This window comes from Bacillus tequilensis (assembly GCF_012225885.1).
GTDB lineage: Bacteria > Bacillota > Bacilli > Bacillales > Bacillaceae > Bacillus > Bacillus tequilensis.
The window spans coordinates 2,182,213-2,206,700 of record NZ_CP048852.1 but is presented as its reverse complement, the minus strand read 5'-3'; the positions used below and the strand labels follow the sequence as shown (position 1 = coordinate 2,206,700).

Here is a 24,488-nt window from a genome sequence, read left to right as displayed (position 1 = left end):
GTCAGAGATGTCATTAAAAGGGAAGCTCCAGCGAATGAAAAAGCATATGGTGCTCGACGAAGGAGAACATACAATAGAAGCGGGCAAACAAGAAAACCAATTCGCTCAAAATCATGCTGATATCCCGTTTTTAGAAGAGTGGGAGGCTTTTGGCATGAAACCTTTTTTCTTTGAAGATGAATACTGCCTCATCAGAGAAGTAGAATATCCGCTTTCTCACCACCACGGATTATACAGTTTTTCTGAGCTTGATGAAGTGATCACATTGTGGAATCAAAGCAGCCTGTCGCATACGTTGTCAGCAAAAGGGTATAACAAAAACAGCCTCTTTTTCTTTGATACAGAAACAACCGGTCTTGGAGGCGGCGCTGGAAACACCATCTTTTTGCTTGGCCATGCGAGAGTATATGAGGACCGAGTGACAGTCAAACAGCATCTTTTGCCTAAACCGGGGAATGAAGTCGCCTTGTATCAAAGCTTTTTAAGCGAGGTTGACATTACATCACTTGTGACCTACAACGGAAAAGCCTTTGATTGGCCGCAGGTGAAAACAAGGCACACCTTGATCCGTGACAGACTTCCGAAGCTTCCGGAGTACGGCCACTTTGACCTTTTGCATGGAGCGAGACGCCTGTGGAAACATAAAATGGACCGCGTATCTCTCGGCACGGTTGAAAAAGAGGAGCTCGGCATCCGCAGACAAGAAGACACACCGGGCTACTTGGCGCCAATGCTTTACTTTCATTTTATTAAAGCGCAAGAGCCGGACCTTCTAAAAGGTGTCCTGCATCATAACGAAATGGATGTGCTATCGCTTATTTCATTGTACATTCATATGTCTAAAAAAATTCTTTCAGAATCAGCCCCAAAAGAACACAATGAGGCTTATGCCATGGCCAAATGGTTTTTGGCCCATAAAGAAACGGATCAAGCGGTCAAACAGCTCGAAAAGCTTATAGAAAAACCGTTTGCGGATCAGGATAGTGCACGGCTGGATTTATCGCTCCTGTATAAAAAACAAAACCGGCTGGAGAAAGCAGTGCCGCTTTGGGAAATGCTGTCCCGCTCGCAAAATCAGAAATGCAGATACGCTGCTGTGATAGAGCTTGCGAAATATTTAGAGCACAAGAAAAAAGCGTTCGGGAAAGCATTGAATTTAACAGAGAAATTACTTAGCGATTCGGCATTTTTATCAGAAAAAGAAACCGAAAAACTGTATGTGAGAATCGCCAGGCTGAAGAGGAAATATTCTTCTTAAATATTCCCCGGGAAAGCGCAAAAGACGACTTGTTTCGCCATGAATTTTTTTTGCTGAATTCACATTGATTTTGTTGTAGAATAGCGGCGAATCCTGTAAAATAACGTTAGTTATTTTTAAAGGGAGAGTTGGTATGTATAAGGGTGTTTTTTACTTGTTCTTTGTTGTGGTATTTTTGATTGCTTTTGTGTTTACAAACTTTAAAGACAGTTTAATTGTACACTTTTAAAATAGGTCTTTGTATTAGAACATGTACCCCTTATTTTTCATAGCATAGTATTGTAATAAAGTTATGGAAAGGGGATCTTATCATGTACCACTGCAGACCGCACGTGATGGCGCCGATTGTCCATCCTACGCATTGCTGTGAGCACCATACGTTTTCCAATACTGTCGTGCCGCATATTCATCCACAGCATACGACAAATGTAAATCATCATCATTTTGATCATGTTCACTACTATCCACACACTTACTCTAGCTATGATCCGACAACACATCAGCATTTTCAGGCAGGAAAACCTTGCTGCTAGTATTGAATCGGCAGACTGATTGCTGAAACACGCAACAATAAAAATGGGGCCCTAAAGGGGACCCCATTTTTTAAAAGCAGGTGAAAATTTGAAAGTATTGGCTATTACGGGATATAAACCGTTTGAATTGGGGATTTTTAAGCAGGATGATAAAGCGCTGTATTACATAAAAAAAGCGATCAAAAACCGGCTGATCGGATTTCTTGATGAGGGCTTAGAATGGATTTTAATATCGGGCCAGCTTGGAGCCGAACTGTGGGCAGCTGAAACTGCTTATGACCTGCAGGAGGAATACCCGGATTTAAAGGTAGCTGTGATTACCCCTTTTTACGAGCAGGAAAAGAACTGGAAAGAGCCTAATAAAGAGCTTTATGAAGCGGTTCTGGCACAGGCCGACTATGAAGAGAGCTTGACTCACAGGCCCTATGAAAGCCCGCTTCAGTTTAAACAAAAAAATCAGTTCTTTATAGAAAAATCAGACGCCTTGCTGCTGTTATATGATCCTGAGAAGGAAGGATCTCCAAGGTACATGCTTGAAACGGCTGAAAAGAGACGCGAACACGATGGTTATCCCATTTACTTTATTACAATGGATGACTTGAGAGTGACAGTAGAGGAAGACAGCTACTAAATAACAACAAGAGAAATTTGACAACCGTTCAGATTTCTGAAAAAATAGATGTGATGATTCACGATACGAGGTGAAAATGATGCTTGCTGATAAAGTAAAGCTTTCTGCGAAAGAAATTTTGGAAAAAGAATTTAAAACAGGCGTTAGAGGCTACAAGCAAGAAGACGTTGACAAATTTTTAGATATGATTATTAAGGATTATGAAACCTTCCATCAAGAAATCGAAGAACTGCAGCAGGAAAATCTGCAGCTGAAAAAACAGCTTGAAGAAGCCAGCAAGAAACAGCCTGTGCAATCTAACACAACGAACTTTGATATTTTAAAACGGCTGTCCAACTTAGAAAAACACGTTTTTGGCAGCAAGCTTTATGATTGATCGCGCTTGAAAAAAATGGCGCTTGTAAATTGCAATCAGTTGTTATATAATAATTGATGTTCTTAACGTTCGGGTAATCGCTGCAGATCTTGAATCTGTAGAGGAAAGTCCATGCTCGCACGGTGCTGAGATGCCCGTAGTGTTCGTGCCTAGCGAAGTCATAAGCTAGGGCAGCCTTTTAGAGGCTGACGGCAGGAAAAAAGCCTACGTCCTTTGGATATGGCTGAGTATCCTTGAAAGTGCCACAGTGACGAAGTCTCACTAGAAATGGTGAGAGTGGAACGCGGTAAACCCCTCGAGCGAGAAACCCAAATTTTGGTAGGGGAACCTTCTTAACGGAATTCAACGGAGAGAAGGACAGAATGCTTTCTGTAGATAGATGATTGCCGCCCGAGTACGAGGTGATGAGCCGTTTGCAGTACGACGGAACAAAACATGGCTTACAGAACGTTAGACCACTTACATTTAAAATGATGAAAACAAGCTCTCCCGTATAAGGAGAGCTTTTATCTTGAAAAGAGAAAAGTTTTAACAGACAGGGTGATACGATGAAGAAGTATACACTAATTGCAACGGCGCCGATGGGCATTGAAGCTGTTGTCGCAAAGGAAGTACGAGATTTAGGATACGAATGCCAGGTTGATAACGGAAAAGTGATTTTTGAAGGTGATGCGCTTGCCATCTGCCGTGCAAACCTTTGGCTTAGAACAGCCGACCGGATAAAGGTTCAGGTTGCCTCTTTTAAAGCGAAAACGTTCGATGAACTGTTTGAAAAAACGAAAGCGATTAACTGGCGCTCATTTATACCTGAAAACGGGAAGTTCCCTGTCATCGGGAAATCAGTGAAATCAACACTTGCAAGCGTCCCTGACTGTCAGCGGATCGTCAAAAAAGCAATTGTCGAAAAGCTCAAGCTGCAGTCCGGCAAAGCCAATGACTGGATTGAAGAAACAGGTGCCGAGTATAAGGTGGAAATTTCTTTATTGAAAGATCAGGCCGTTATTACGCTGGATTCGTCAGGAACAGGTCTTCATAAACGAGGATACCGTATCGATCAGGGCGGCGCGCCGATAAAAGAAACACTTGCTGCTGCTTTAGTGCAATTAACCAATTGGACGCCGGATCGTCCATTTGTCGATCCTTTCTGCGGTTCCGGAACGATCGCGATTGAAGCCGCGTTAATCGGCCAAAACATCGCTCCGGGATTTAACCGTGATTTTGTCTCAGAGGATTGGGAATGGATCGGCAAAGAGCTGTGGGACAAAGCGCGGCTTGAAGTCGAAGAAAAGGCGAACTATGACCAGCCGCTTACGATTTTCGCAAGCGATATAGACCACCGCATGGTTCAAATCGCAAAAGAAAATGCAGAGGAAGCTGGCTTGGGAGATTTAATTGAATTTAAGCAGATGCAGGTCAAAGACTTCACGACCAATCTGGAGTTTGGCGTGATTGTCGGCAATCCCCCATACGGAGAGCGTCTCGGCGAGAAAAAAGCTGTTGAGCAGATGTACAAAGAAATGGGACAGGCGTTCGAACCGCTTGATACCTGGTCTGTGTATATGCTGACATCAAACGAGAATTTTGAGGAAACATACGGCAGAAAAGCGACAAAGAAACGAAAGCTTTTTAATGGCTTTATTAAAACAGATTATTATCAATACTGGGCTAAAGTTAGGCCGCAGCGCAAGAAAACAGAAAACGAATAAAAAGAAGACGCTCTGCATGCGTCTTCTTTCATCTTTCACCATATTCTATCGTTACCAACGGTGTGCTTTCGCGTTGCTTCTCAATATAATGTTGGTTTGGGACATTTCAGTGTGACCGTTTACTTGAGACTTAGAACGTTTAGGCCGCGTCCAATTGTGATGAAACAGTTCAGAATGCTGATCTAATCGATTTCTATAACTCATGTCAACATCACTCCCTGATAGAATATTGTTGATAAGACGGATAATCCGGATATGGAATATCGAGTGTAGTTTGTGCATGTTTCAGTGATAACATGCGGAAAGCATGTATATATAATAAAAAGTTCGCATACAATGATGATTATTTCCATCAGAGGTGATCTCATGCTGAACAGTGAACATTTTAATCTAATTCAAAGGGCGCTTGACGCAACAGCAAACGAGCTGAAGGAGCTCGGGGTTGATTCGTCTCCGTATGTGATGTCGCATGCGAAAAATGATTTAGAAAAAGCGGTGGAACATATTTATTCAACAGACCATCCTTTCTTATCATCGCATGTGATCAATCGAAAGTAAGCTGCAAAAAAACTTGGCATTGCCAAGTTTTTTTATTGTATTCATCAGCGGGAAATGATATTATTGGTGGTCTGAATGTCGAATAGTTGGGGGTTGAAACTAGGTGACAACATCACGTTTGCCTTTTTCTTTAACAAAAACAAAGAATTTTTATGAAGAATTGAACAATTGGATTGGTGACGTGTTTTACGATATCCTTCCCGAAAAAGGCTTTGATCTTCGGGATGAGCAGATATTTATGGCTTTTCAGCTGGAGCGGGCGTTTAAAGAGAAAAAAGTCATGTTTGCCGAAGCTGGAGTGGGAACAGGGAAAACGCTCGTGTATCTTCTTTTCGCGATCAGCTATGCAAGATATGTCGGTAAACCCGCCATTATCGCTTGCGCTGATGAAACATTAATCGAACAGCTGGTGAAAAAAGAGGGCGATATCTCAAAGCTCGCTGAGCATTTGGATCTAAAAATAGATACAAGGCTGTCAAAGTCGCATGAACAATATTTATGCTTGAAGAAGCTTGAAAAAACAATGCAGCGATCTGATGATGATAAATGGCTGGATCTTTATGAATCCTTACCGTCATTTGTCCATGAATCACAGGCGATGCAACGCTTTTATCCGTATGGAGATCGAAAGCAGTACGCAAATCTATCGAATGAAGAATGGTCTGACGTGAGTTACGACTCGTTTCAGGATTGTCTGACTTGTGATATGAGACACAGATGCGGTCTGACGCTGTCCAGAGATTACTACCGCAAGTCAACGGACTTAATCATATGTTCCCATGATTTTTATATGGAGCATGTATGGACGGAAGAATCACGTAAACGAGAGGGCCAGCTGCCGCTTTTGCCTGATCATAGCGCAGTTGTATTTGATGAAGGGCATCTGTTAGAGTTTGCCGCACAAAAAGCGCTGACCTACAGAGTGAAGCAGTCCACTCTTGAATTATTTTTAGAACGTTTGCTGCAAAATGACATCAGAGAAGAGTTTGCAGAACTGATTGAAGATGCGCTTGCTGCGAACGATGAATTTTTCTATGTTCTTTCTGATGAATCAAAAGAAGTAGCCGGTTCACACCGTTTAGAAATAAAAAATGACCAGCGTGTGAAAAAGGCGGCGGACGAGCTATGCCGTTTGCTTGATAAAATCGGTGAAGCACTTGTATTTGAGTCTGAGATGTACACGATTGATCAATATGAGCTGTCAGTTGTGGAAGAATATGTTGAACAAATGGCGTATTCATTATCTCTATATCAAAAGGATGCCATCAGCTGGCTGGAGCAAAAGGAAACAGAATCAACCTTCGTTGTGATGCCGAGAACGGTAGCGGAAGTGCTTGGCGAGAAAGTGTTTTCTAAGAAAATTCCTTATATCTTCTCTTCTGCTACGCTGTCAGAAGGCGGTTCGTTTGATTATATTGCCGACAGTCTCGGGATTCGGGACTATTTGTCATTAACCGTTGATTCACCTTATGATTATGACGAGCAAATGGCTGTTAATCTGTATGCGAAAACAGAGATGGCCGCTGAACAAAAAACGGCTGAAACGATTGAAGCGATCAAGCGTTATAAGGGCAGAACGCTGGTGCTTTTCCCTTCTTTTGAGGAACTAAACAGGTTTAAACAGCTGTCGGCGGCTTGGGAGCTGCCGTATCCGATTTTCTTTGAAGGTGATGAAGAAATCAGCAGCTTAGTGGAGAAATTCCAAGTGGAAGAGGAAACAGTACTTTGTTCGGTTCATTTATGGGAAGGACTCGATATTCCTGGTGACGCATTAAAGAATGTTACCATTTGGTCATTGCCGTTCCCGCCTCATGATCCTGTATTTACAGCGAAACGCAACGGGGCGAAAAAAGATCCGTTTGAAGAAGTGGATCTGCCGTATATGTTATTACGCGTACGGCAGGGCATCGGGCGTCTGATTCGTTCGAACCAAGACAGCGGCTCGATTCACATTTATGCTGGCGGAGAAAATGAACGCATCATTGCAGAAGTCAAAAAGGTTTTGCCTGTTGAACCTCAAATGATGTAATGGAAAAAAGCTGACGATCCATTTCGTCAGCTTTTTTTATTTGTTTAGCAATTGTCGCGTTCATGAATCATATCGGAAGAAAAGAGGAAGCGAGCATCAGTACGGAATCAGGGCCTTTTATGACTATAGTGACGTTGGGGTAACAGGACTTGCCGCATTCCCTTCGGAAACGCTGGCAACGACAGTCATCCCGTTTTTACTCGGCTGTATACTCGGAATCTTGATTAGGATCTTAGAAACTTATTCAGCAAGGTTGTGCCGGCGATCATCTCATTCTTTGCCTTTTCGCTGGGCAACACCTTGAATTTCGGAATGCTGATCAAATCAGTGCTACTCGGTATATTTATCGGTGTTTTTGCCGTCATTTTATCGGGCGATTCCTTGTTTTTACTTGATCACTTTGTCGCATGTGGAGACGGCGTTGCGGAAGCGGCTGTTGCTATGCCATACGCGTTAGCGGAAGCGAATACCTCATTTGCGCCAATTGCTGAATCAGCAGCTGCGATCATAGCGACGAGCGTGATTGTCGCCTCGCTGTTAACATCGCCGCCAAACAATAAAATGCCGATTAACTGAATAAAGAAGGCTGCTGTCAAAACAGGCAGCCTCTTATACAAACAATTTGACTTTCATACCCCCTTCCATTAGCCTGTAATGGAACGGCTAGAATAGGGAGGGAATGGACATGGAGATACATACATATGAAAAGGAATTTTTTGATCTTTTAAAAAAAATCTCACATTACAGCGAAGCAGTTGCATTAATGCACTGGGACTCCAGAACCGGAGCGCCGAAAAACGGCTCAGAGGATCGTGCCGAAAGCATTGGTCAGCTTTCAACAGATATATTCAACATCCAGACATCAGATCGAATGAAGGAGCTGATCGATGTCCTGCATGAACGATTTGATGACTTATCTGAAGATACAAAAAAAGCTGTGGAGCTGGCGAAAAAAGAGTATGAAGAGAATAAGAAAATCCCTGAGGCTGAATACAAGGAATACGTGATTCTGTGTTCAAAGGCGGAAACAGCGTGGGAAGAGGCGAAAGGAAAATCTGATTTCAGCTTATTTTCCCCTTATTTAGAGCAGCTGATTGAATTCAATAAACGCTTTATTACGTATTGGGGTTATCAAGAGCATCCTTATGATGCACTGCTTGATTTGTTTGAGCCAGGTGTCACGGTGAAGGTGCTTGATCAGCTGTTCGCGGAGCTCAAAGAAGCGATTGTTCCACTCGTTAAACAAGTGACAGCTTCAGGAAATCAACCTGATACAAGCTTTATTACGAAAGAGTTCCCTAAGGAAAAGCAAAAAGAGCTCAGCCTGTATTTTTTACAGGAGCTTGGCTACGATTTTGACGGCGGACGGCTTGATGAAACAGTTCATCCGTTTGCGACCACGATGAACCGAGGAGACGTTCGGGTCACGACGCGATTCGATGAAAAAGATTTCCGTACGGCGATATTTGGCACCATTCATGAGTGCGGTCACGCGGTATACGAGCAAAATATTGATGAAGTACTGAGCGGCACGAACTTGTCAGACGGTGCATCAATGGGAATCCATGAATCTCAATCATTATTTTACGAGAATTTTATCGGCCGCAACAAGCATTTTTGGACATCATACTATAAGAAGATTCAAGAAGCATCACCTGACCAGTTCAAGGACATCTCTCTGGAAGATTTTGTCCGGGCAATCAATGAATCAAAACCTTCCTTTATCCGGGTTGAAGCGGATGAATTAACGTATCCTCTTCATATCATGATCCGCTATGAAATAGAAAAAGCGATTTTCAGCAATGAAGTGTCAGTGGAAGAACTGCCATCTCTCTGGAATCAAAAATATCAGGATTATTTAGGGATTACACCGCAGACGGATGCAGAGGGGATTTTACAAGACGTCCATTGGGCCGGAGGAGATTTCGGCTACTTCCCATCCTATGCGCTCGGTTACATGTATGCGGCTCAGCTGAAACAAAAAATGCTCGAGGATCTGCCTGAGTTTGACACTCTCTTGGAAAGAGGAGAATTTCACCCGATCAAACAATGGCTGACGGAAAAGGTGCATATTCACGGAAAACGGAAAAAGCCGTTAGATATTATCAAAGATGCGACAGGAGAAGAGCTGAATGTGCGCTATTTGATTGACTATTTGTCAAACAAATACTCCAATCTCTATCTATCATAATCAAAAGCCTGGCGGCGTGGCCGTCAGGCTTTTTTAGGTGCAGGAAACACAAAATACGAATAATAATCAAAAAAATAAAAATAAAGTTCGGAAACTTTCGTTTTCTTCTATGCAAGAGATTAGAATCTTGCTATAATTTATTACAATATCATAGGAACACTCATATAATCGCGTGGATATGGCACGCAAGTTTCTACCGAGCACCGTAAATGTTCGACTATGGGTGAGCAATGAGACCGCACATGTACGGTTTTTTGTTATATCAGCATTGCTTGCTCTTTATTTGAGCGGGCAATGCTTTTTTTCATTCTCATAACGGAGGTAAGACAGGATGGAAGCACTGAAACGGAAAATAGAGCAAGAAGGCGTCGTATTATCTGATCAGGTATTGAAAGTGGATTCGTTTTTGAATCACCAAATTGACCCGATGCTTATGCAGAAAATCGGTGACGAATTTGCAGCCAGATTTGCAAAAGACGGTATTACCAAAATCGTGACAATCGAATCATCCGGAATTGCTCCTGCAGTGATGGCGGGCTTGAAGTTGGGTGTTCCGGTCGTCTTCGCGAGAAAGCATAAGTCATTAACACTTACTGACAACTTGCTGACAGCATCTGTTTATTCCTTTACGAAGAAGACGGAAAGCCAAATCGCAGTTTCAGGAACCCATCTGTCGGATCAGGATCATGTGCTGATTATCGATGATTTTTTGGCAAATGGGCAAGCCGCGCATGGGCTCATCTCGATTGTGAAGCAGGCGGGAGCTTCTATTGCGGGACTTGGCATTGTCATTGAAAAGTCATTTCAGCCGGGAAGAGAAGAACTGGTGAACCTTGGTTACCGGGTCGAATCTTTGGCAAGAATTCAATCTTTAGAAGAAGGAAAGGTGTCCTTCGTACAGGAGGTACATTCATGAAAAACGGATTCGGCAAAACGCTGTCTCTAGGAATCCAGCATGTGCTCGCCATGTATGCCGGTGCCATTGTCGTTCCTCTAATTGTGGGAAAAGCGATGGGCCTGACTGTCGAACAGCTGACCTACTTAGTGTCGATTGATATTTTTATGTGCGGTGCGGCCACACTTCTGCAAGTGTGGAGCAACCGATTTTTCGGTATTGGGCTTCCGGTAGTGCTTGGCTGTACATTTACAGCTGTATCGCCGATGATTGCGATTGGATCTGAGTACGGGGTTTCAGCGGTTTACGGAAGCATTATTGCGTCAGGTATTCTTGTCATTCTTATTTCATTTTTCTTTGGAAAGCTTGTAGCGTTTTTTCCGCCCGTCGTGACAGGCTCAGTTGTTACAATCATCGGCATTACTCTTATGCCGGTAGCCATGAATAACATGGCTGGCGGTGAAGGAAGTGCAGACTTCGGAGATCTTTCCAATCTTGCTCTCGCCTTTATCGTATTGAGTGTCATTGTGCTTCTATACCGTTTTACGGAAGGGTTTCTCAAATCCATCTCCATTTTGATCGGTATTTTGATTGGAACTTTCATTGCGTATGTTATGGGGAAAGTCCAGTTTGATAACGTTTCGGACGCGGCAGTTGTTCAAATGATCCAGCCGTTTTACTTCGGAGCGCCGTCTTTTCACGCAGCACCTATTATTACGATGGCTATCGTTGCAATTGTCAGCCTTGTAGAATCAACCGGTGTTTACTTTGCCTTAGGTGATCTGACGAACCGCCGTCTGACAGAGAAAGATTTATCTAAAGGCTATCGTGCTGAAGGGCTGGCCGTGCTTTTGGGCGGTATTTTTAACGCTTTTCCTTACACGGCGTTTTCTCAAAATGTCGGGCTTTTACAGCTTACGGGAATCAAAAAAAATAACGTCATTGTTGTCACGGGCGTGATCTTAATGGCATTTGGGCTATTTCCGAAGATCGCTGCCTTCACGACCATTATTCCATCTGCCGTTTTGGGCGGCGCAATGGTGGCGATGTTTGGAATGGTGATTGCTTACGGAATCAAAATGCTCAGCCGCATCGATTTTGCAAAACAGGAAAATCTGCTGATTGTTGCCTGCTCCGTCGGTTTGGGTCTCGGTGTGACCGTTGTGCCGGATATCTTTAAACAGCTTCCGAGCGCCTTAGCACTCCTTACAACAAACGGCATTGTTGCCGGCAGCGTTACTGCAGTCGTCTTGAATATTGTATATAACGTATTTTCTAAAGCCGAAAAAACAGAAAAAGCTGAAATCACAAAGCAAAAAACAGCAGTCTAAGCTCCGCCGCGGCGGAGTTTTTTTGCATATAAAAAAGAGTGTTGCGGCACAATGTATGCAAAGAGGTGATCGCATGGCGTATATTTTATCCATCGGAACAAGTCTTCCTGCGTACGATGTAAACCAAGAGAAAGCGGCTGAGTTTGCCCGCTGTATGTTTGAGCATTCCTTTAAAGACATTGATCGGCTGTTAACCTCCTTTAAAAACGGGCAGATTCAATCGAGGCAATTTGTCAAACCGATTGACTGGTATAAAGAGCGTCACAGCTTTGAAGAAAAAAATCAAATTTTCATAGAAGAAACGACTAAGCACAGCAAAGAAGCTGTTCGCGACTGCCTCTCTCATCCTGCATTTTTCCATGAAACCATCGCTTATGAGAAAGTAGACGCTGTTTTTTTCGTCTCCAGCACGGGCCTCTCCACACCGAGCATCGAGGCGCGGCTCATGAATGAACTTCCGTTTTCTCCATATACGAAGCGGATTCCGATTTGGGGGCTGGGCTGTGCAGGGGGAGCCAGCGGACTCGCGCGTGCAGCAGAATATTGCAAAGCGTATCCGGAGGCTTTCGTGCTTGTCATCGCTGCTGAGCTATGCAGTCTGACATTCCAGCCGGAGGATAAGACGAAAAGCAATCTGATTGGCACGTCGCTATTTGGAGATGGCATTGCAGCAGCCTTAGTATGCGGTGAGAAGGCAGACCGCAGGATGTCAAAATTAAAACTTATGCCGAAGTTAACAGATTCCCAATCTGTTTTGATGAAACAATCTGAAGATGTCATGGGCTGGGACTTTACTGATCAAGGATTCAAAGTGATTTTCTCAAGAGATATTCCGACTTTGGTGGAAAAATGGCTTAAAACAAATGTACAGGTTTTTTTGGACAAACATCAGCTGTCCTTTAGGGATATCAGTGTGTTTTTGGCACATCCAGGCGGAAAAAAAGTGATCGATGCATACAGCAAAAGTCTTGAGCTGTCACCAGAAAAGCTTTCATCTGCACAAAGCATTTTACAAAAGCATGGAAATATGTCTTCAGCCACAATATTGTTTGTGATCAAAGACCATCTGCTGAACGGATATAAAAAGGAAGCTGAACGGGGGCTTATCGGCGCATTAGGGCCGGGATTTTCATCAGAGCTGCTGTTATTCAGCTGGGAGGAGGGGGCTTGACTCATGTTTTGGTTGTTAATCGTCATTCTCATTGCGCAAAGAACAGCTGAAATGGCAGTAGCCAGACAAAATGAACAAAAGGTAAAGCAACAAGGGGCGATCGAATTCGGCGAGAGCCATTATCCATATATCATCATCACGCATATTCTTTTTTTTCTGTCTTTAATTGCAGAAGTGCTGCTGATGAATAAACAGCCGTCAAGCTGGTGGATCGGTATCGCTGCAGCTATTGTAACCGTGCAGGCAGTACGGTATTGGGCGCTTTGTTCCTTAGGATCATATTGGAATACGAAAATCCTTGTCGTTCCAGGTGCGGAGCTTGTGAAAAAAGGCCCTTATAGATGGATGAAGCATCCAAACTATACCGTTGTGATATTAGAATTCTTATTGATTCCGCTTCTGTATCATGCGTACATGACCATGTGTCTGTTTTCTATTTTAAATGCCGTATTGTTAACAGTCAGAATTCGTACAGAAGAGAAAGCATTAGAAGAATACAGCATAAAATAGAGATTGAAAATCATTCTCACTCATGTTAAAATGAATATGAAAAAGATTCTCAATCAGGATGGTGAAGCAAATGACAATGCTGTTTTTGCTTGGGGCGGTCTGTACATATAGTGTGTTAATTGGTTTTGTATTAAAAGGAATCTCAAATAAATCTGTTTCATGAATCTGGAACTTGATAAAGTTGCAGATTTTCTTTTTTAGAAGCTGCCGTAATGGCGGCTTTTTTCTATTCTCTTAAAGAAATTTGGCTCATTCTTGTGTAAAATGAAAGGGGAATGTATTCAGATCTTTCGAAAAAGATTCACAATTGAAATGGCACAAAGGGGTTCAGACTGATGACAGAACATAACAGAAAAGAGCTTTTGCACAAAACTGGGGAACTTTATAAGCAACTCATAGAGAATCAAGATGAACAAAGGGCTGCTAAACTGGCTGCAGTGGTGCAAAAAGCGGCTGATGAGGAGATTTATATCGCGTTTACCGGGCATTATTCAGCAGGGAAATCGTCCTTGCTGAACTGCCTGTTAATGGAGAATATTTTACCGACAAGCCCCATCCCGACAAGTGCTAACCTTGTTGTGATCAGAAACGGGGAAAAGCGTGTACGGCTTCATACAACAGACGGAGCATGCGCTGAGCTGGATGGGGCTTATCAGAAAGAAAAGGTGCAGCAATATTGCAAAGACGGCGAACAGATTGAAAGCGTTGAAATTTTTGATCGGTATACTGAGATCGATTCCGGGGTTGCTTATATTGATACTCCTGGGATTGATTCAACTGACGATGCCCATTTTCTGTCGGCAGCATCTATTCTCCATCAGGCTGATGCGCTGTTTTATGTCGTTCACTATAATCACGTGCACGCTGAGGAAAATGTAAAGTTTCTCAGATCGATAAACAAAAGCATTCCAAAGGTGTATTTTATCGTCAATCAAATTGATCGGCATGATGAAGCGGAGACTCGTTTTGAAGACTATAAAGCGCAAGTAGAGGAGATGCTGTGCAACGAAGGCATTTCAAAGGAAGCGCTCTATTTTACGTCAGTAACAGAAGCAGACCACCCGTTCAATCAGATTGGGGTTCTGAGAGAAGAATTAAAACGAATAGAACAGCAATCCAAAATCAATTTGCAGGCTTTAACAGAACAAAAAGTCCGCAATCTGCTGAAGGAACATACGGACATGCTGTTGAAAGACGAAACAGACGGTCCGAGCTTTGCTGAACAGCTAGACAAACAAACTAAACTTGTTCAATCGCTGAGAAATCAATTGGATGAGGCGGCAAAACAAGCGAATAAGGCAGAAAACAGAATGCAGGAAGAAGTCAATGGCATTTTAAAAAACGCCAACCTGACGCCTTTTGAAATGCGTGAGCTGGCAGCTGCATACCTAGAATCGCGGGAGCCTTCTTTTAAAACCGGTTTTTTCTTTTCGAAAGCAAAAACTGCACAGGAAAGGGATAGAAGAAGGACTGCTTTTTTCTCTGATGTGACAAAACGAACAGAGGCCGAAGCAGATTGGCACATGATAGACACATTCGATAAACTCGCCAAGGCATTTGATGTTCATACAGCTGAAAGTGAAAAGCTGATTCAGGCCTATCGAACTCCGCTTGAAATTGACAACCTTGAGCATGCTGTCAAGCATGGTGCAGCCTTTTCTTCTGAATATGTATTGCAATATACAAAAGACTTGGCAGAACTCATCCGGAAAAAGGCGAAAAGAGAAGCGGCAGACATCATTAAGGCGCTTTCCGCGATGGTGAAAGATCGTGTTTCCAATGACTTGCAAAAAATCAACGACCGGCTCAGCCAGGAATCAGAAAAACTCGGCCTTCTTCAAGAACGGGCCCGTTTAGAGAATAATGCCCGCGAGAAAGCCGATCGTATGCGGGCCATTTGGGAAGAGGAATCCGCATGTCCTATGCACATAGACACCGACTGGTTTAAAACGAAGAAAAAAACAGTGGCAGCTCCAGAACAAAAACGAAGCCTAGGCAAGCAGACGCAGCAGCCCATGCAGAAACAAGAAATCAAAATGGAGCAAGAACGGCCGCTTCAAGACCAAATCGAACGCTTTTACACATTGTCTGGCCTTTTAGGTAAATACAGCATGCTGTCAAAGCAAACCTCAGCTTTTCGAGAAAGAATTAAAAGACTTGAGGAACGGAAATTTATACTTGCTCTTTTTGGAGGCTTCAGTTCGGGGAAATCATCATTTGCCAATGCGCTTGTCGGCGAAAGGGTGCTGCCTTCCTCGCCAACGCCAACCACAGCCACAATTAATAAAATCACAAAACCAACCAATGGCAGCATCAACAAAACAGCGGATGTGGTGTTTAAGACCGATGATGACCTAACGGCTGATATTTTGCAGCTCACTGGAATGCAAAAAGAACCGGCAGGCCGCTCTTTCACAGAGAAGTGGGAAAAAGCAGTCAAGAAAAACCGGCTGCAGGAAGAACACATCAAATTGATCAGCAGCTTTCTGCTTGCCTACGAAAAGTATAAGGAATATATACGGGAACAAAAGACATTAACGATACCGCTGTCTGAATTAAAGCCGTATGTGGCAGAGGAGGCAACGGCCTGCGCTGTGAAAGAAGTAACGGTCTATTATACATGCCCGCTCACTGAAAAAGGGATTACGATCGTTGATACGCCCGGCGCCAGCAGCCTGAATAAACGGCATACAGAGCTGGCGTTCCAATATATTAAGGATGCCGATGCGTTTTTTTATATGACCTATTATCAGCACTCCTTCTCGAAAGGAGATCGTTCCTTTTTGCGAAAACTCGGGCTTGTAAAAGAATCGTTCAGCATGGATAAAATGTTTTTCGTCATTAATGCAGCAGATCTTGCGAAAGATAAAACAGAGCTGGAAACAGTGACCGATTATGTCAGCGCAGAGCTTGTAAAAGAAGGAATTCATGATCCGCAGCTCTTTACCGTATCAAGTAAGGAAGAACTGCTGGGAAAACCGGAATCATTTTATAATCAGTTCCCGAAAGTAAGAAAACATGTAGACCGTTTTATTGAAGCGGATGTAAAAAAAACGGCAGCTGCACAGCTCAGTTCGGAAGCAGACAAACTATGTGAAACTGTTATTCAGCTTCATCAATCCCAGCATCAGTCCAAGGAAGAAAAGGAAGCGCAAAAACAGCGCCTTATGCTGTCATTTGAGCGGACAGCAGCCGAAATCGAGAAACGGCGGAGCTCAGACACCATCATTGAGAAAGTAAAAAAAGATACAAAAGAACAGCTTTATCACATTACACAGCGATTATCCTATTTTGCGAATGATTTATTAAAATCGGCATTCCATCCCGGCCTTCAGAACGGGGATTGGAAAAAGAACGTCGGTCAGGCGATGACAGCCGCATTACGTGAATATCAGTTTGAATATGTGCAGGAAATCAAAACGCTTGATGTTCGCATGAGCGGTTTCATCGAGCGGCATATTGCAGAAGAGTGGCTGGAAAGCTTTCAAAAAACATTAAACGAGGATGGTTATTTTTCTATTTATGCGAGTCCTCACCATTCGAATGGCATACAGTTGAAGGAAGTGGCACCTGACATAGATGAACGTGTCTTTGAACAGAAAAAAAAAGAAATCAAATCACCAAAACACTTTTTTGAACAGAAAGGAAAAGCCGCCTTCATCGAAGCAGCGCGCACGAAACTGACAAAAATCACGGGAAATTGGGTGAAAAATGAAGAAGAAAGCCTTATTTCACATTACACAGATTACCTCAGCCGCTTGCAGGAAGAGATGGCTGAAAAAGCAATGGAACAAATAAAGGATCAAAAAGATACGTATATAGAAGGATACGCGGATGGGGAACATGCGAAAGAGATTGAAAAGGCGTACCAAGCTTGCATCTCTTGGCAAAGATCGGGCAATACAATAAAAATGTAAAAATTCAGTTGGCTTGTATATCAAGTCATGATAGACTAAATAGAAAAAAAGCGAGATGAACGATTCATGTCAGAGGTACATAAAGCAATTTCAGCACATTCATCAAAACAGCACGAGCATATTAAAGCATTTATGCGTCTTGAAAACATGCGTGAAATGGCCATTGAAGAAGCGGTTTTAAAATGCAAAAACGATGAACCTTTTACAACAGAACTGATTAATGAAATTACCGGGCAAATGAATCAGCTCGCCAAAAAAGGCATCGTACCGCCAAGACGTCTTGTATCAGCAGAAATGGTCAGGGAATATGTAAGCCGCATGTAAGCTGGATGATCCTGTCGCGAGTGAATCTCTTGCCGGAGCATATACTATATGTATCCGACGTAAGGGGGGATTCATGTTGGGCAGAACAAAGCTTGGAAACAGAAATGCACAGGCGAATAACAATGCCAAAAAGAAAAACGGATTTCAAACCCATTTTGACTCTTACGCAGGACGAGAGGCTGAAAAGCTGATCGCCAGTAACAAAAGACATAACGACTGATGATACACAAAACAGTATCTCTGATTGAAGAGATGCTGTTTTTTATTTTTGCGCGGCTTTATGGTAAAATAGAAGGAATGAAAAAAGAGGGAGTTATCTTATGAATCATAATAAACTATTGCTGGTTGACGGCATGGCTTTATTATTCCGGGCGTTTTTTGCCACGGCCGTGCACCGCAACTTTATGATAAATGAAAACGGAGTGCCGACGAACGGCGTCAATGGATTTTTAAAGCATTTAATCACAGCTGTGGAAACATTCCAGCCGACCCACGTCGTCTGCTGCTGGGACATGGGGAGCAAAACGTACCGGAATGACCTGTTCCAAGATTATAAGGCGAACCGCAGCGCACCGCCTGTGGAGCTGATCCCGCAGTTTGATTTAGCGAAGGAAGCGGCAGCTGAGCTTGGGATTATGAATATCGGTTTTGCCGGGTATGAAGCGGATGATTGCATCGGAACGCTTGCCGCTTTGTTTGCAAATGAAGCTGACATTACGATCGTAACAGGGGATAGAGATTTACTTCAGCTGTTAACAGATAAAGTAAGCGTAGCATTGCTCCAAAAAGGAATAGGAAATTATAAAGTCTATACAAAAGAGACGTTTTATGAAGAAACGGGAGTTCTGCCGAAGGCTTTGATTGATATTAAAGCGCTTATGGGTGACTCCAGTGATAACTATCCTGGTGTCAAAGGGATTGGAGAAAAAACAGCTTACAAACTGATTCGTGAATATGAAACGATTGAACGTTTATTAGAAAATCTTTCTCTTCTTACGAAGGGGCAGCAGGGAAAAATTCAGCAAGGTTTGAGCGATTTGGAGATGTCGAGGAAGCTTGCGGAAATTCACTGCTCTGTACCGCTGGTCTGCACATTGGGAGACGCTCTATTTACCCTGCAAATGGAACAGGCGGCTGACATGCTTCGCCGCCACCAAATCAAAGGAATTGAGCGCATGCTTGAAAAACTGAACGCTAGAGAGATCGTATAAGATCTTCTCTAGCGTTTTGTATTGCTTTTTTTGGCTCTTTCCTCAAGCTCTGTTTTAGGGTCATTGTGAGTATTGCCTTCCAGGTCGCCTTGCGGAGTAACACCACCGGTCAGCCGGCCTTTATCTTTCTTTTTCATGTTAGTCACCTCGACATTAGGATGACCATTGATCGAGATTTAATTCTTATCATTTAGCCGAATCGCTTCTTTTGCCAGCTGATCGGCTTTTTGGTTTTGCTTCCCTGGTATCCATTTGATGAAAAAAAGAGGGAAAGCCGGTTTTAATCGGATGATTTCTTCCACATACGGATGAAATGTTTTATTTTTAACCATTTCAAGCTCAGCGGCGCGTTCCACGATATCTGAATCGGTTCGAAAGGAAACAGATTGATACCCGCGCTTTGCACATAACCTCATCCCTTCAATTAATGCAAGGAATTCCGCTTCCTGATTTGTATGCATTCCGATCGGGATAGAGAAAGCTTCTGCTTTTCCTTCATGTTTGATAAAAATGCCGATACCGGAAGGCCCGGGATTACCGGCGCTTGCGCCGTCTACATATATTTCTGTGGGCATTATAAACTCCTTTCATCATTCGGTATCATTTTCTTTGCTGCATAAGCATAAGGCAATGAAATCAAAGATACCGCAAACTTAATCAAATATGTGGAAATAAAAATATGAAGCCAAACGCCTGCCGAATAAATGCCGAAAAAGGCGACAGCAGTGAATATGAATGTATCAAACAACTGGCTGACTGCTGTACTGCCGCCGTTTCTGAGCCATAAAAGCCGATCGGAAGGAAATATCCTTCTAATTGCCGAATATACATAAACATCCAGCGTTTGGCTGAAGATAAAGGCAAGCAGACTTCCTAACGCAACTCGTGGAAGGAATCCGAAAATTGTTTCCAGCGCTGTTTGTGATATGTCGCTTGAAGCCGGTTCAAAAAGCAGCACGCCCTGCATGACGCATGTCAGCGTCAGGAGCGTTGAGAATCCGAGCCATACCGCTTTTCTGGCTTCAGCTGGTCCGTATTTTTCATTCAGCACATCTGTCGCAAAAAAGATTGTGCCATACATCACATTCCCGAGTGTTGCTGTTAGGCCAAACAGTTCCACTGTTTTGACGACTTGAAGGTTGGCGCAGACTGTCGCAAAACCGATCCAAACAAATAGTCCTGTTTTGCCAAATCCTTTATAAAATAAAAGAACAATGATAAAATGAATGATCGCAAAAATGATCCAAAACGAGTTATTAAACAAAATGAAAAAGCTTCCTTTCCGGGATAAGATTGGTTTGATTATAGCACAAGCCCGGCAACTAATGAATGGTAAGGTGATTGTAATGAAACTCAGACCGCATATGAAAATAGAAGCAAAAGGAACGGGATCCGTCTCATTTTTGGGCGAAGACTGGCTGACAGCACAGCAGGCACGTATGCTCGCCAGAGAACTTGGCCGTTTTCCATACATGAAAGAGCTTATGTTCGAAGACGAGAAAGGCGGCAGCTGGACATTGAAGGAATTGGAAAAGCTGACAGAGGAGCTTGCCCAAGAGCCTGACGAAATTACTGTTTATTTTGATGGCAGTTTCGATAAGGAGAGCGAACTGGCCGGACTCGGAATCGTCATTTATTATTCATTGGGAGGAACACGGCACCGCTTAAGAAAAAATAAAAGCTTCCGGCTGAAAACCAATAATGAAGCTGAATACGCGGCGCTTTATGAAGCGATTAGAGAAGTAAGAGAACTTGGGGCAAGCAGAAATTCAATTACGATCAAAGGTGACTCGCTTGTTGTGCTGAACCAGCTTGACGGCAGCTGGCCTTGCTATGATCCGTCTCATAATGAATGGCTGGACAAAATAGAAGCACTCCTTGAATCGCTGAAGCTCACTCCAACCTACGAAACCATACAGCGGAAAGACAACCAGGAAGCTGACGGCCTCGCTAAAAAAATTCTATCCCATCAATTCGTAGAAAGCCACACGAAATTAGACCGTAACGGAGATGACGATATTGGATAAGAAAATGATCTTTAAAGAACTGACAGAACTGCAAGATGAATATTGCAAAGACTGTTTTATTAAGAAGCAGTTTCGGAAGGAATTTGGCAAAACCTATGCGCATTCATTTTGTATTAATAAATGTACAGTTGGTGAAAAACTGAAGGCATACGGCGATGTTTTAACCAATCATTAAAAAATAAAAACCGCAGAAGCTGCGGTTTTTATTCTTTGAATTCATCAAGCTGATGCTGACTGTCATCCAGCAGCTGCTTTTGCTGCTGAACAAATTCAGGATCATCGAGAGCTGCCAGCTCTTCAGATTGTGACAGTTCTCTTGCATCTTCAATCGATTGGTATGCAGAATCGACTAATGTTGTGCTTTGACCTCTCGTCGCAGCTCCTGTCGTTTTCTGCGCTGTTTCCACCGCTAGCTCCAGCTGCCGCTTATCCGTAAAGCCAGTCTGATTCTTATCATGAAATTCTGATGTCACAAAAAACACCTCCGCAATTATTTTGCTGAGTTTTTTTGAAATTTATGTACCAAAATAGAAAATAAAATGAAAATAAGCCGATATAACTATTGAACCAGAATAAATAGGACTGTTTTACTATTTGAGGTATCTTGGCAGAGAAGGGGAACGTAGCTATGGACGATAAAGACTTGAAGTCGATCCTTCACAAAACATTTATAGAAATATACAGTGACTTAGAGGAACTGGCGGATATCGCGAAAAAAGGGAAGCCGTCAATGGAAAAGCATGTTGAAGAGATTGAACAGAGGTGCAAACAAAACATCTTAGCGATTGAAATCCAGATGAAAATCAAATAGGAGAGGCGTTCGCCTCTCCTATATTTGTCATCTCATCATCATGTATTCAGTTTAGAGTTTTACAACATTAGAAGCTTGAGGTCCACGATTACCTTCGACAATTTCAAAAGAAACTTCTTGTCCTTCTTCTAATGATTTGTATCCTTCTCCTTCGATAGCTGTGAAGTGAACAAATACATCGTCTCCGCCTTCAACTTCAATGAAGCCGAATCCTTTTTCGTTGTTGAACCATTTTACTTTACCGTTTTGCATATTGCTTAATTCCTCCTAGTACTGTAGCACCCGCGTGCTAAAAAAAATTTTGTCATCATTTAACTTTGATTCATTGTTAAATGATGGTTCAACTATACACCATCTGTGAGCACCCGTCAAGTTGCGAAACGGCTTATTTTTCAAAAGAAGGACAAGATCATAAAAAAATGTAACCGTTTTTATTAATAGCTGAATATAAATAAAAAGAGCACACGAATTCGTATGCTCTCACGTAGCCATTAAGATAACGCTTTGGCTTTTTGTTTGGCTGTCATCATTTCTGATTCCTTCAGGATATCCTCTAAAATCACTTCAGAGGAGTTTGCTAAATGCAGGTCCTTAATGTTTTTCTTCATGCGCTGTAAGGTATCTTCATCTGCAAGAAGGGAAGTGACTGATTCGAGAATCTCTTCATGACGGTTCACGACAATGGCCGCTCCGCGGTCTTCAAAGAAGTTTGCATTTTCTTTTTCCTGCCCAGGCACGGGTTTGTACAAAATGACTGGCACACCGATGGCAGTTGCTTCTGTCAATGTAATGCCGCCAGGTTTTGTAATCATGCAATCTGTGACCCGAAACAGCTCATCAATGCGTTCCACGTAGCCAAGAACCTTCAATTTGTCACCGTTTTCTGCTTCAAGCATGCTTAAAGATTCTTTGAGCACTGTATTTTTCCCGCACACGACAACCACTTGCACTTGGTCATCTTTGACTAGGTTTTCGCACAGTTCTTTAACGTTTTTTAATACACCGTGTGCACCTGCCATGATCAAAAGCACTTTTTTGTTTGGGGAAAGATTGTACTTTTTATATATCGGCTCCACCGGCTTGGATTCTTCAAATTGCGGCCTGATTGGAATCCCGGTGATTTTTACGTTGCTTGGATGAGTGCCGATCTCCAGCAGTTTTTCCTTCACGTAATCTGTCGCCACATAATATTTATCTACGTTTTCGTGAACCCAAATTTTATGAAGGCAAAAATCGGTCATCACGTTAAAAGTAGGGATGACTCTTCCTGTTCGTCGTCTGTATTCCGGCACGACGATCATCGGAAATGTATTAATAATAATATCGGGCTGGTGTTCATCGACAAGTTCGCCCAATCGTTTATTTCCCATTTTAAAGTAAATATTAAATTTACGTTTATTATAGATTTTGTCAACTCCGTAATAAAACAAACGATAAAACTGTTTCCCGATTGAGAAGCTTTTTAAATAGAGGTATTGAGTTACCTCTGAAACAATCGGATTTGACTCTTGGTACAAATTAGAAACTGTTACATGCTGAAAACCAAGCCGTACACATTGCTCATAAAGCGTTTTGGCTACCTGCACATGTCCATTTCCATAATTTGCAGTCAAAATTAATACTCTTTTATTGGTATTCAAGTAAATTCACCTCAATGTAATCAACAACAAGCAAGCTTCATGCATCGTAAGGAGTTATTGTCTATACATAAACATAACACAAATACATAATTGAATTATTAATGCAGTGAAAAAGTTAAGCTAATTTTAAATGATGATTCCAGTATTTAAAATTTTTGTTATACGCAAACTGAATCAGATGTATTTTATCATATTTTTTGCTCAGCGTATCACTAAAAAAGAAAAATTAGTCCCATTCATAAGGAGTTTCTTGGTAAACGTAATAATTCAGCCAGTTCATAAACAATAATGTGGCATGGGCTTTCCAGCGATTCACTGGCTGGCTGCTGTCTTTCGCAAAATAATGTTTAGGCGCTTCGACAGTAGAAAGGTTTCGTTCCAAATCTCTTTCGTACTCTTGAAGAAGCGTATTTGTATCATATTCAGGGTGCCCTGTCAAAAAGACTTGTTTTTCGTCTTTAGACACTATTAAGCAAACCCCGGCTTCCCTTGATGCGGTAAGAATATTTAACTCAGGCACTGCTTGAAGCTGTTCCATATTTATATCTGTATGCCGGGAATGCGGCACGTAGTATAGCTCGTCAAAACCTCTGACTAATCTTTCGTGTTTTGAAAGAACTGTATGTTCAAACACACCGAAGATTTTTTTAGGCATTTGAATTTTTTCAACACCGTAATGATAATACAAGCCTGCTTGAGCACCCCAGCAAATATGCAGGGTTGAAGTGACATTTGTTTTGCTCCACTCCATAATCTCCTTGAGCTCTTCCCAATATGAAACATCTTCAAACGCCAAGTGCTCGATCGGCGCACCGGTGATAATCATGCCGTCAAATTTCTTGTGACGGATATTGGAAAAAGTCGTGTAAAATTCGTCAAGGTGTTCTCTTGCAGTATTTTTCGGCGTGTGTGTGCTTGGGATTAAAAATGTAAAATGAACCTGTAAAGGCGAATTTCCAAGCAATCTGAGAAGCTGGGTCTCTGTTTGGATTTTTTTCGGCATCAAATTCAATATGATGATTTTTTGCGGCCGGATATCCTGATGAAATGCTCTGCTTTCATCCATTACAAATATATGTTCACTCTCAAGCACCTGTTTTGCCGGCAGGTGTGTTGGTATATTAATAGGCAACGTGCCACCTCCATCATTTCCCCGTGTAATTTTCTTCATTATAGGAATTTTCACGCCAATTTTCAATCTATCTCTAAGTGTTGAGGGGAAACAACAGAAAACTCTTTAGATAAAACGAATAAATACACCTGTTGGTTTCACAGGAAAATGATTTTCAGTGATGATGGATCTCAGAAGGTATTTGTAACGTTTTATTGAATGGAAGATAAAAAATGAGCAGGCGTTTGCATTTTGAAT

30 protein-coding genes, 1 other RNA gene, 1 pseudogene and 1 riboswitch are annotated in these 24,488 nt (G+C 42.4%); of the genes and pseudogenes, 23 read left to right on the top strand and 9 right to left on the bottom strand.

From position 1 onward, the window contains the following. Positions 1 to 7: 7 nt before the first annotated feature. The 7 genes from G4P54_RS11690 (at position 8) to G4P54_RS11660 (ending at position 4,504) form a co-directional block, all read left to right on the top strand. A complete protein-coding gene (locus G4P54_RS11690) occupies positions 8 to 1,258 on the top strand; it encodes a ribonuclease H-like domain-containing protein (RefSeq protein ID WP_167872743.1) in 1,251 nt (416 codons plus the stop codon). Between the two features lie 100 nt (positions 1,259 to 1,358). Continuing rightward, a complete protein-coding gene (locus tag G4P54_RS11685; RefSeq protein WP_142675241.1) occupies positions 1,359 to 1,487 on the top strand; it encodes a hypothetical protein in 129 nt (42 codons plus the stop codon). Between the two features lie 82 nt (positions 1,488 to 1,569). Further along, positions 1,570 to 1,791, top strand: a complete 222-nt coding sequence (gene cotD / locus G4P54_RS11680) for a spore coat protein CotD (protein ID WP_081719867.1) — start codon at positions 1,570 to 1,572, stop codon at positions 1,789 to 1,791. Positions 1,792 to 1,879: 88 nt separating this feature from the next. Continuing rightward, complete coding sequence (locus tag G4P54_RS11675; protein ID WP_167872742.1) at positions 1,880 to 2,422, top strand: SLOG family protein; 543 nt, start codon at positions 1,880 to 1,882, stop codon at positions 2,420 to 2,422. A 79-nt stretch (positions 2,423 to 2,501) separates the two neighbouring features. Next, complete coding sequence (gene gpsB, locus G4P54_RS11670) at positions 2,502 to 2,798, top strand: cell division regulator GpsB (RefSeq protein WP_003225629.1); 297 nt, start codon at positions 2,502 to 2,504, stop codon at positions 2,796 to 2,798. Positions 2,799 to 2,863: 65 nt separating this feature from the next. Beyond that, an RNA gene (gene rnpB, locus G4P54_RS11665) (RNase P RNA component class B) lies at positions 2,864 to 3,246 on the top strand. Between the two features lie 100 nt (positions 3,247 to 3,346). Continuing rightward, positions 3,347 to 4,504, top strand: coding sequence for a THUMP domain-containing class I SAM-dependent RNA methyltransferase (locus G4P54_RS11660; RefSeq protein WP_167872741.1), 1,158 nt, complete (start codon positions 3,347 to 3,349; stop codon positions 4,502 to 4,504). A gap of 51 nt (positions 4,505 to 4,555) precedes the next feature. On the opposite strand, the gene G4P54_RS11655 is transcribed toward G4P54_RS11660, so the two are convergent. Then, positions 4,556 to 4,708, bottom strand: a complete 153-nt coding sequence (locus tag G4P54_RS11655; RefSeq protein WP_010327933.1) for a YpzG family protein — start codon at positions 4,706 to 4,708, stop codon at positions 4,556 to 4,558. Between the two features lie 162 nt (positions 4,709 to 4,870). Between G4P54_RS11655 and G4P54_RS11650 the strand changes: the two genes are divergently transcribed. The 13 genes and pseudogenes from G4P54_RS11650 (at position 4,871) to exnP (ending at position 18,641) form a co-directional block, all read left to right on the top strand. Next, positions 4,871 to 5,062, top strand: a complete 192-nt coding sequence (locus tag G4P54_RS11650) for a hypothetical protein (protein WP_167872740.1) — start codon at positions 4,871 to 4,873, stop codon at positions 5,060 to 5,062. 103 nt (positions 5,063 to 5,165) lie between these two features. Then, positions 5,166 to 7,091 (top strand): ATP-dependent DNA helicase, encoded by a 1,926-nt coding sequence (locus G4P54_RS11645; RefSeq protein ID WP_167872739.1) that lies wholly within the window; start codon positions 5,166 to 5,168, stop codon positions 7,089 to 7,091. 53 nt (positions 7,092 to 7,144) lie between these two features. Further along, a pseudogene (locus G4P54_RS11640) lies at positions 7,145 to 7,667 on the top strand (2-keto-3-deoxygluconate permease); the annotation flags it as partial. Positions 7,668 to 7,776: 109 nt separating this feature from the next. After that, entirely contained in the window at positions 7,777 to 9,282 is a 1,506-nt protein-coding gene (gene ypwA, locus G4P54_RS11635; RefSeq protein WP_167872738.1) for a carboxypeptidase, read from the top strand. A gap of 140 nt (positions 9,283 to 9,422) precedes the next feature. Beyond that, positions 9,423 to 9,522, top strand: a riboswitch (purine riboswitch). A 91-nt stretch (positions 9,523 to 9,613) separates the two neighbouring features. Further along, on the top strand, positions 9,614 to 10,198 hold the full coding sequence (gene xpt, locus G4P54_RS11630; RefSeq protein ID WP_024715301.1) for a xanthine phosphoribosyltransferase: 585 nt from the start codon (positions 9,614 to 9,616) through the stop codon (positions 10,196 to 10,198). Next, positions 10,195 to 11,508, top strand: a complete 1,314-nt coding sequence (pbuX, locus tag G4P54_RS11625) for a xanthine permease PbuX (protein ID WP_167872737.1) — start codon at positions 10,195 to 10,197, stop codon at positions 11,506 to 11,508. The genes xpt and pbuX overlap by 4 nt, the downstream gene beginning before the upstream one ends. Before the next feature lie 73 nt (positions 11,509 to 11,581). Next, a complete protein-coding gene (locus G4P54_RS11620) occupies positions 11,582 to 12,679 on the top strand; it encodes a type III polyketide synthase (protein ID WP_240939663.1) in 1,098 nt (365 codons plus the stop codon). A 3-nt stretch (positions 12,680 to 12,682) separates the two neighbouring features. Next, a complete protein-coding gene (locus tag G4P54_RS11615) occupies positions 12,683 to 13,189 on the top strand; it encodes an alkylpyrone methyltransferase (RefSeq protein WP_167872735.1) in 507 nt (168 codons plus the stop codon). Between the two features lie 70 nt (positions 13,190 to 13,259). Further along, a complete protein-coding gene (gene fbpC / locus G4P54_RS11610; protein ID WP_100740084.1) occupies positions 13,260 to 13,352 on the top strand; it encodes a Fur-regulated basic protein FbpC in 93 nt (30 codons plus the stop codon). Positions 13,353 to 13,524: 172 nt separating this feature from the next. After that, on the top strand, positions 13,525 to 17,106 hold the full coding sequence (gene dynA / locus G4P54_RS11605; RefSeq protein WP_167872734.1) for a dynamin GTPase: 3,582 nt from the start codon (positions 13,525 to 13,527) through the stop codon (positions 17,104 to 17,106). Between the two features lie 66 nt (positions 17,107 to 17,172). Next, complete coding sequence (locus G4P54_RS11600; protein ID WP_167872733.1) at positions 17,173 to 17,430, top strand: YpbS family protein; 258 nt, start codon at positions 17,173 to 17,175, stop codon at positions 17,428 to 17,430. Positions 17,431 to 17,503: 73 nt separating this feature from the next. Then, on the top strand, positions 17,504 to 17,650 hold the full coding sequence (locus tag G4P54_RS11595; RefSeq protein ID WP_003230761.1) for a hypothetical protein: 147 nt from the start codon (positions 17,504 to 17,506) through the stop codon (positions 17,648 to 17,650). A 100-nt stretch (positions 17,651 to 17,750) separates the two neighbouring features. Continuing rightward, on the top strand, positions 17,751 to 18,641 hold the full coding sequence (gene exnP, locus G4P54_RS11590; RefSeq protein WP_167872732.1) for a 5'-3' exonuclease ExnP: 891 nt from the start codon (positions 17,751 to 17,753) through the stop codon (positions 18,639 to 18,641). Positions 18,642 to 18,649: 8 nt separating this feature from the next. Here the strand turns inward: exnP and sspL are convergent, their stop codons facing one another. The 3 genes from sspL to G4P54_RS11575 are packed head-to-tail and all read right to left on the bottom strand — an operon-like array spanning position 18,650 to position 19,905. Beyond that, the gene (sspL, locus tag G4P54_RS11585; protein WP_003218255.1) at positions 18,650 to 18,778 is read right to left on the bottom strand and encodes a small, acid-soluble spore protein L; all 129 of its coding nucleotides are present in this window, start codon (positions 18,776 to 18,778) and stop codon (positions 18,650 to 18,652) included. Positions 18,779 to 18,817: 39 nt separating this feature from the next. Next, on the bottom strand, positions 18,818 to 19,216 hold the full coding sequence (locus G4P54_RS11580) for a reverse transcriptase-like protein (RefSeq protein ID WP_024715308.1): 399 nt from the start codon (positions 19,214 to 19,216) through the stop codon (positions 18,818 to 18,820). Then, positions 19,216 to 19,905, bottom strand: coding sequence for a queuosine precursor transporter (locus G4P54_RS11575; protein ID WP_167872731.1), 690 nt, complete (start codon positions 19,903 to 19,905; stop codon positions 19,216 to 19,218). The genes G4P54_RS11580 and G4P54_RS11575 overlap by 1 nt, the downstream gene beginning before the upstream one ends. Positions 19,906 to 19,987: 82 nt before the next feature. Between G4P54_RS11575 and G4P54_RS11570 the strand changes: the two genes are divergently transcribed. Together G4P54_RS11570 and G4P54_RS11565 are read left to right on the top strand one after the other, a co-directional pair. Further along, complete coding sequence (locus G4P54_RS11570) at positions 19,988 to 20,668, top strand: ribonuclease H family protein (RefSeq protein WP_024715310.1); 681 nt, start codon at positions 19,988 to 19,990, stop codon at positions 20,666 to 20,668. Beyond that, positions 20,661 to 20,843, top strand: a complete 183-nt coding sequence (locus G4P54_RS11565; RefSeq protein ID WP_024715311.1) for a zinc-finger domain-containing protein — start codon at positions 20,661 to 20,663, stop codon at positions 20,841 to 20,843. The genes G4P54_RS11570 and G4P54_RS11565 overlap by 8 nt, the downstream gene beginning before the upstream one ends. A 28-nt stretch (positions 20,844 to 20,871) precedes the next feature. Here the strand turns inward: G4P54_RS11565 and G4P54_RS11560 are convergent, their stop codons facing one another. After that, positions 20,872 to 21,141, bottom strand: a complete 270-nt coding sequence (locus tag G4P54_RS11560; RefSeq protein ID WP_024715312.1) for a DUF2564 family protein — start codon at positions 21,139 to 21,141, stop codon at positions 20,872 to 20,874. A 155-nt stretch (positions 21,142 to 21,296) separates the two neighbouring features. Between G4P54_RS11560 and degR the strand changes: the two genes are divergently transcribed. Further along, the gene (gene degR, locus G4P54_RS11555; RefSeq protein ID WP_003218247.1) at positions 21,297 to 21,479 is read left to right on the top strand and encodes a transcriptional regulator DegR; all 183 of its coding nucleotides are present in this window, start codon (positions 21,297 to 21,299) and stop codon (positions 21,477 to 21,479) included. Positions 21,480 to 21,530: 51 nt separating this feature from the next. Here the strand turns inward: degR and cspD are convergent, their stop codons facing one another. From cspD to metA, 4 genes are all read right to left on the bottom strand, one after another. Next, positions 21,531 to 21,731 (bottom strand): cold-shock protein CspD, encoded by a 201-nt coding sequence (gene cspD / locus G4P54_RS11550; RefSeq protein ID WP_003153604.1) that lies wholly within the window; start codon positions 21,729 to 21,731, stop codon positions 21,531 to 21,533. 15 nt (positions 21,732 to 21,746) lie between these two features. Further along, on the bottom strand, positions 21,747 to 21,914 hold the full coding sequence (locus G4P54_RS11545) for a hypothetical protein (RefSeq protein WP_142675240.1): 168 nt from the start codon (positions 21,912 to 21,914) through the stop codon (positions 21,747 to 21,749). 56 nt (positions 21,915 to 21,970) lie between these two features. After that, the gene (locus G4P54_RS11540; RefSeq protein WP_167872730.1) at positions 21,971 to 23,119 is read right to left on the bottom strand and encodes a diglucosyl diacylglycerol synthase; all 1,149 of its coding nucleotides are present in this window, start codon (positions 23,117 to 23,119) and stop codon (positions 21,971 to 21,973) included. 226 nt (positions 23,120 to 23,345) lie between these two features. Beyond that, positions 23,346 to 24,251, bottom strand: a complete 906-nt coding sequence (metA, locus tag G4P54_RS11535; protein WP_024715314.1) for a homoserine O-acetyltransferase MetA — start codon at positions 24,249 to 24,251, stop codon at positions 23,346 to 23,348. Positions 24,252 to 24,488: the final 237 nt, after the last annotated feature.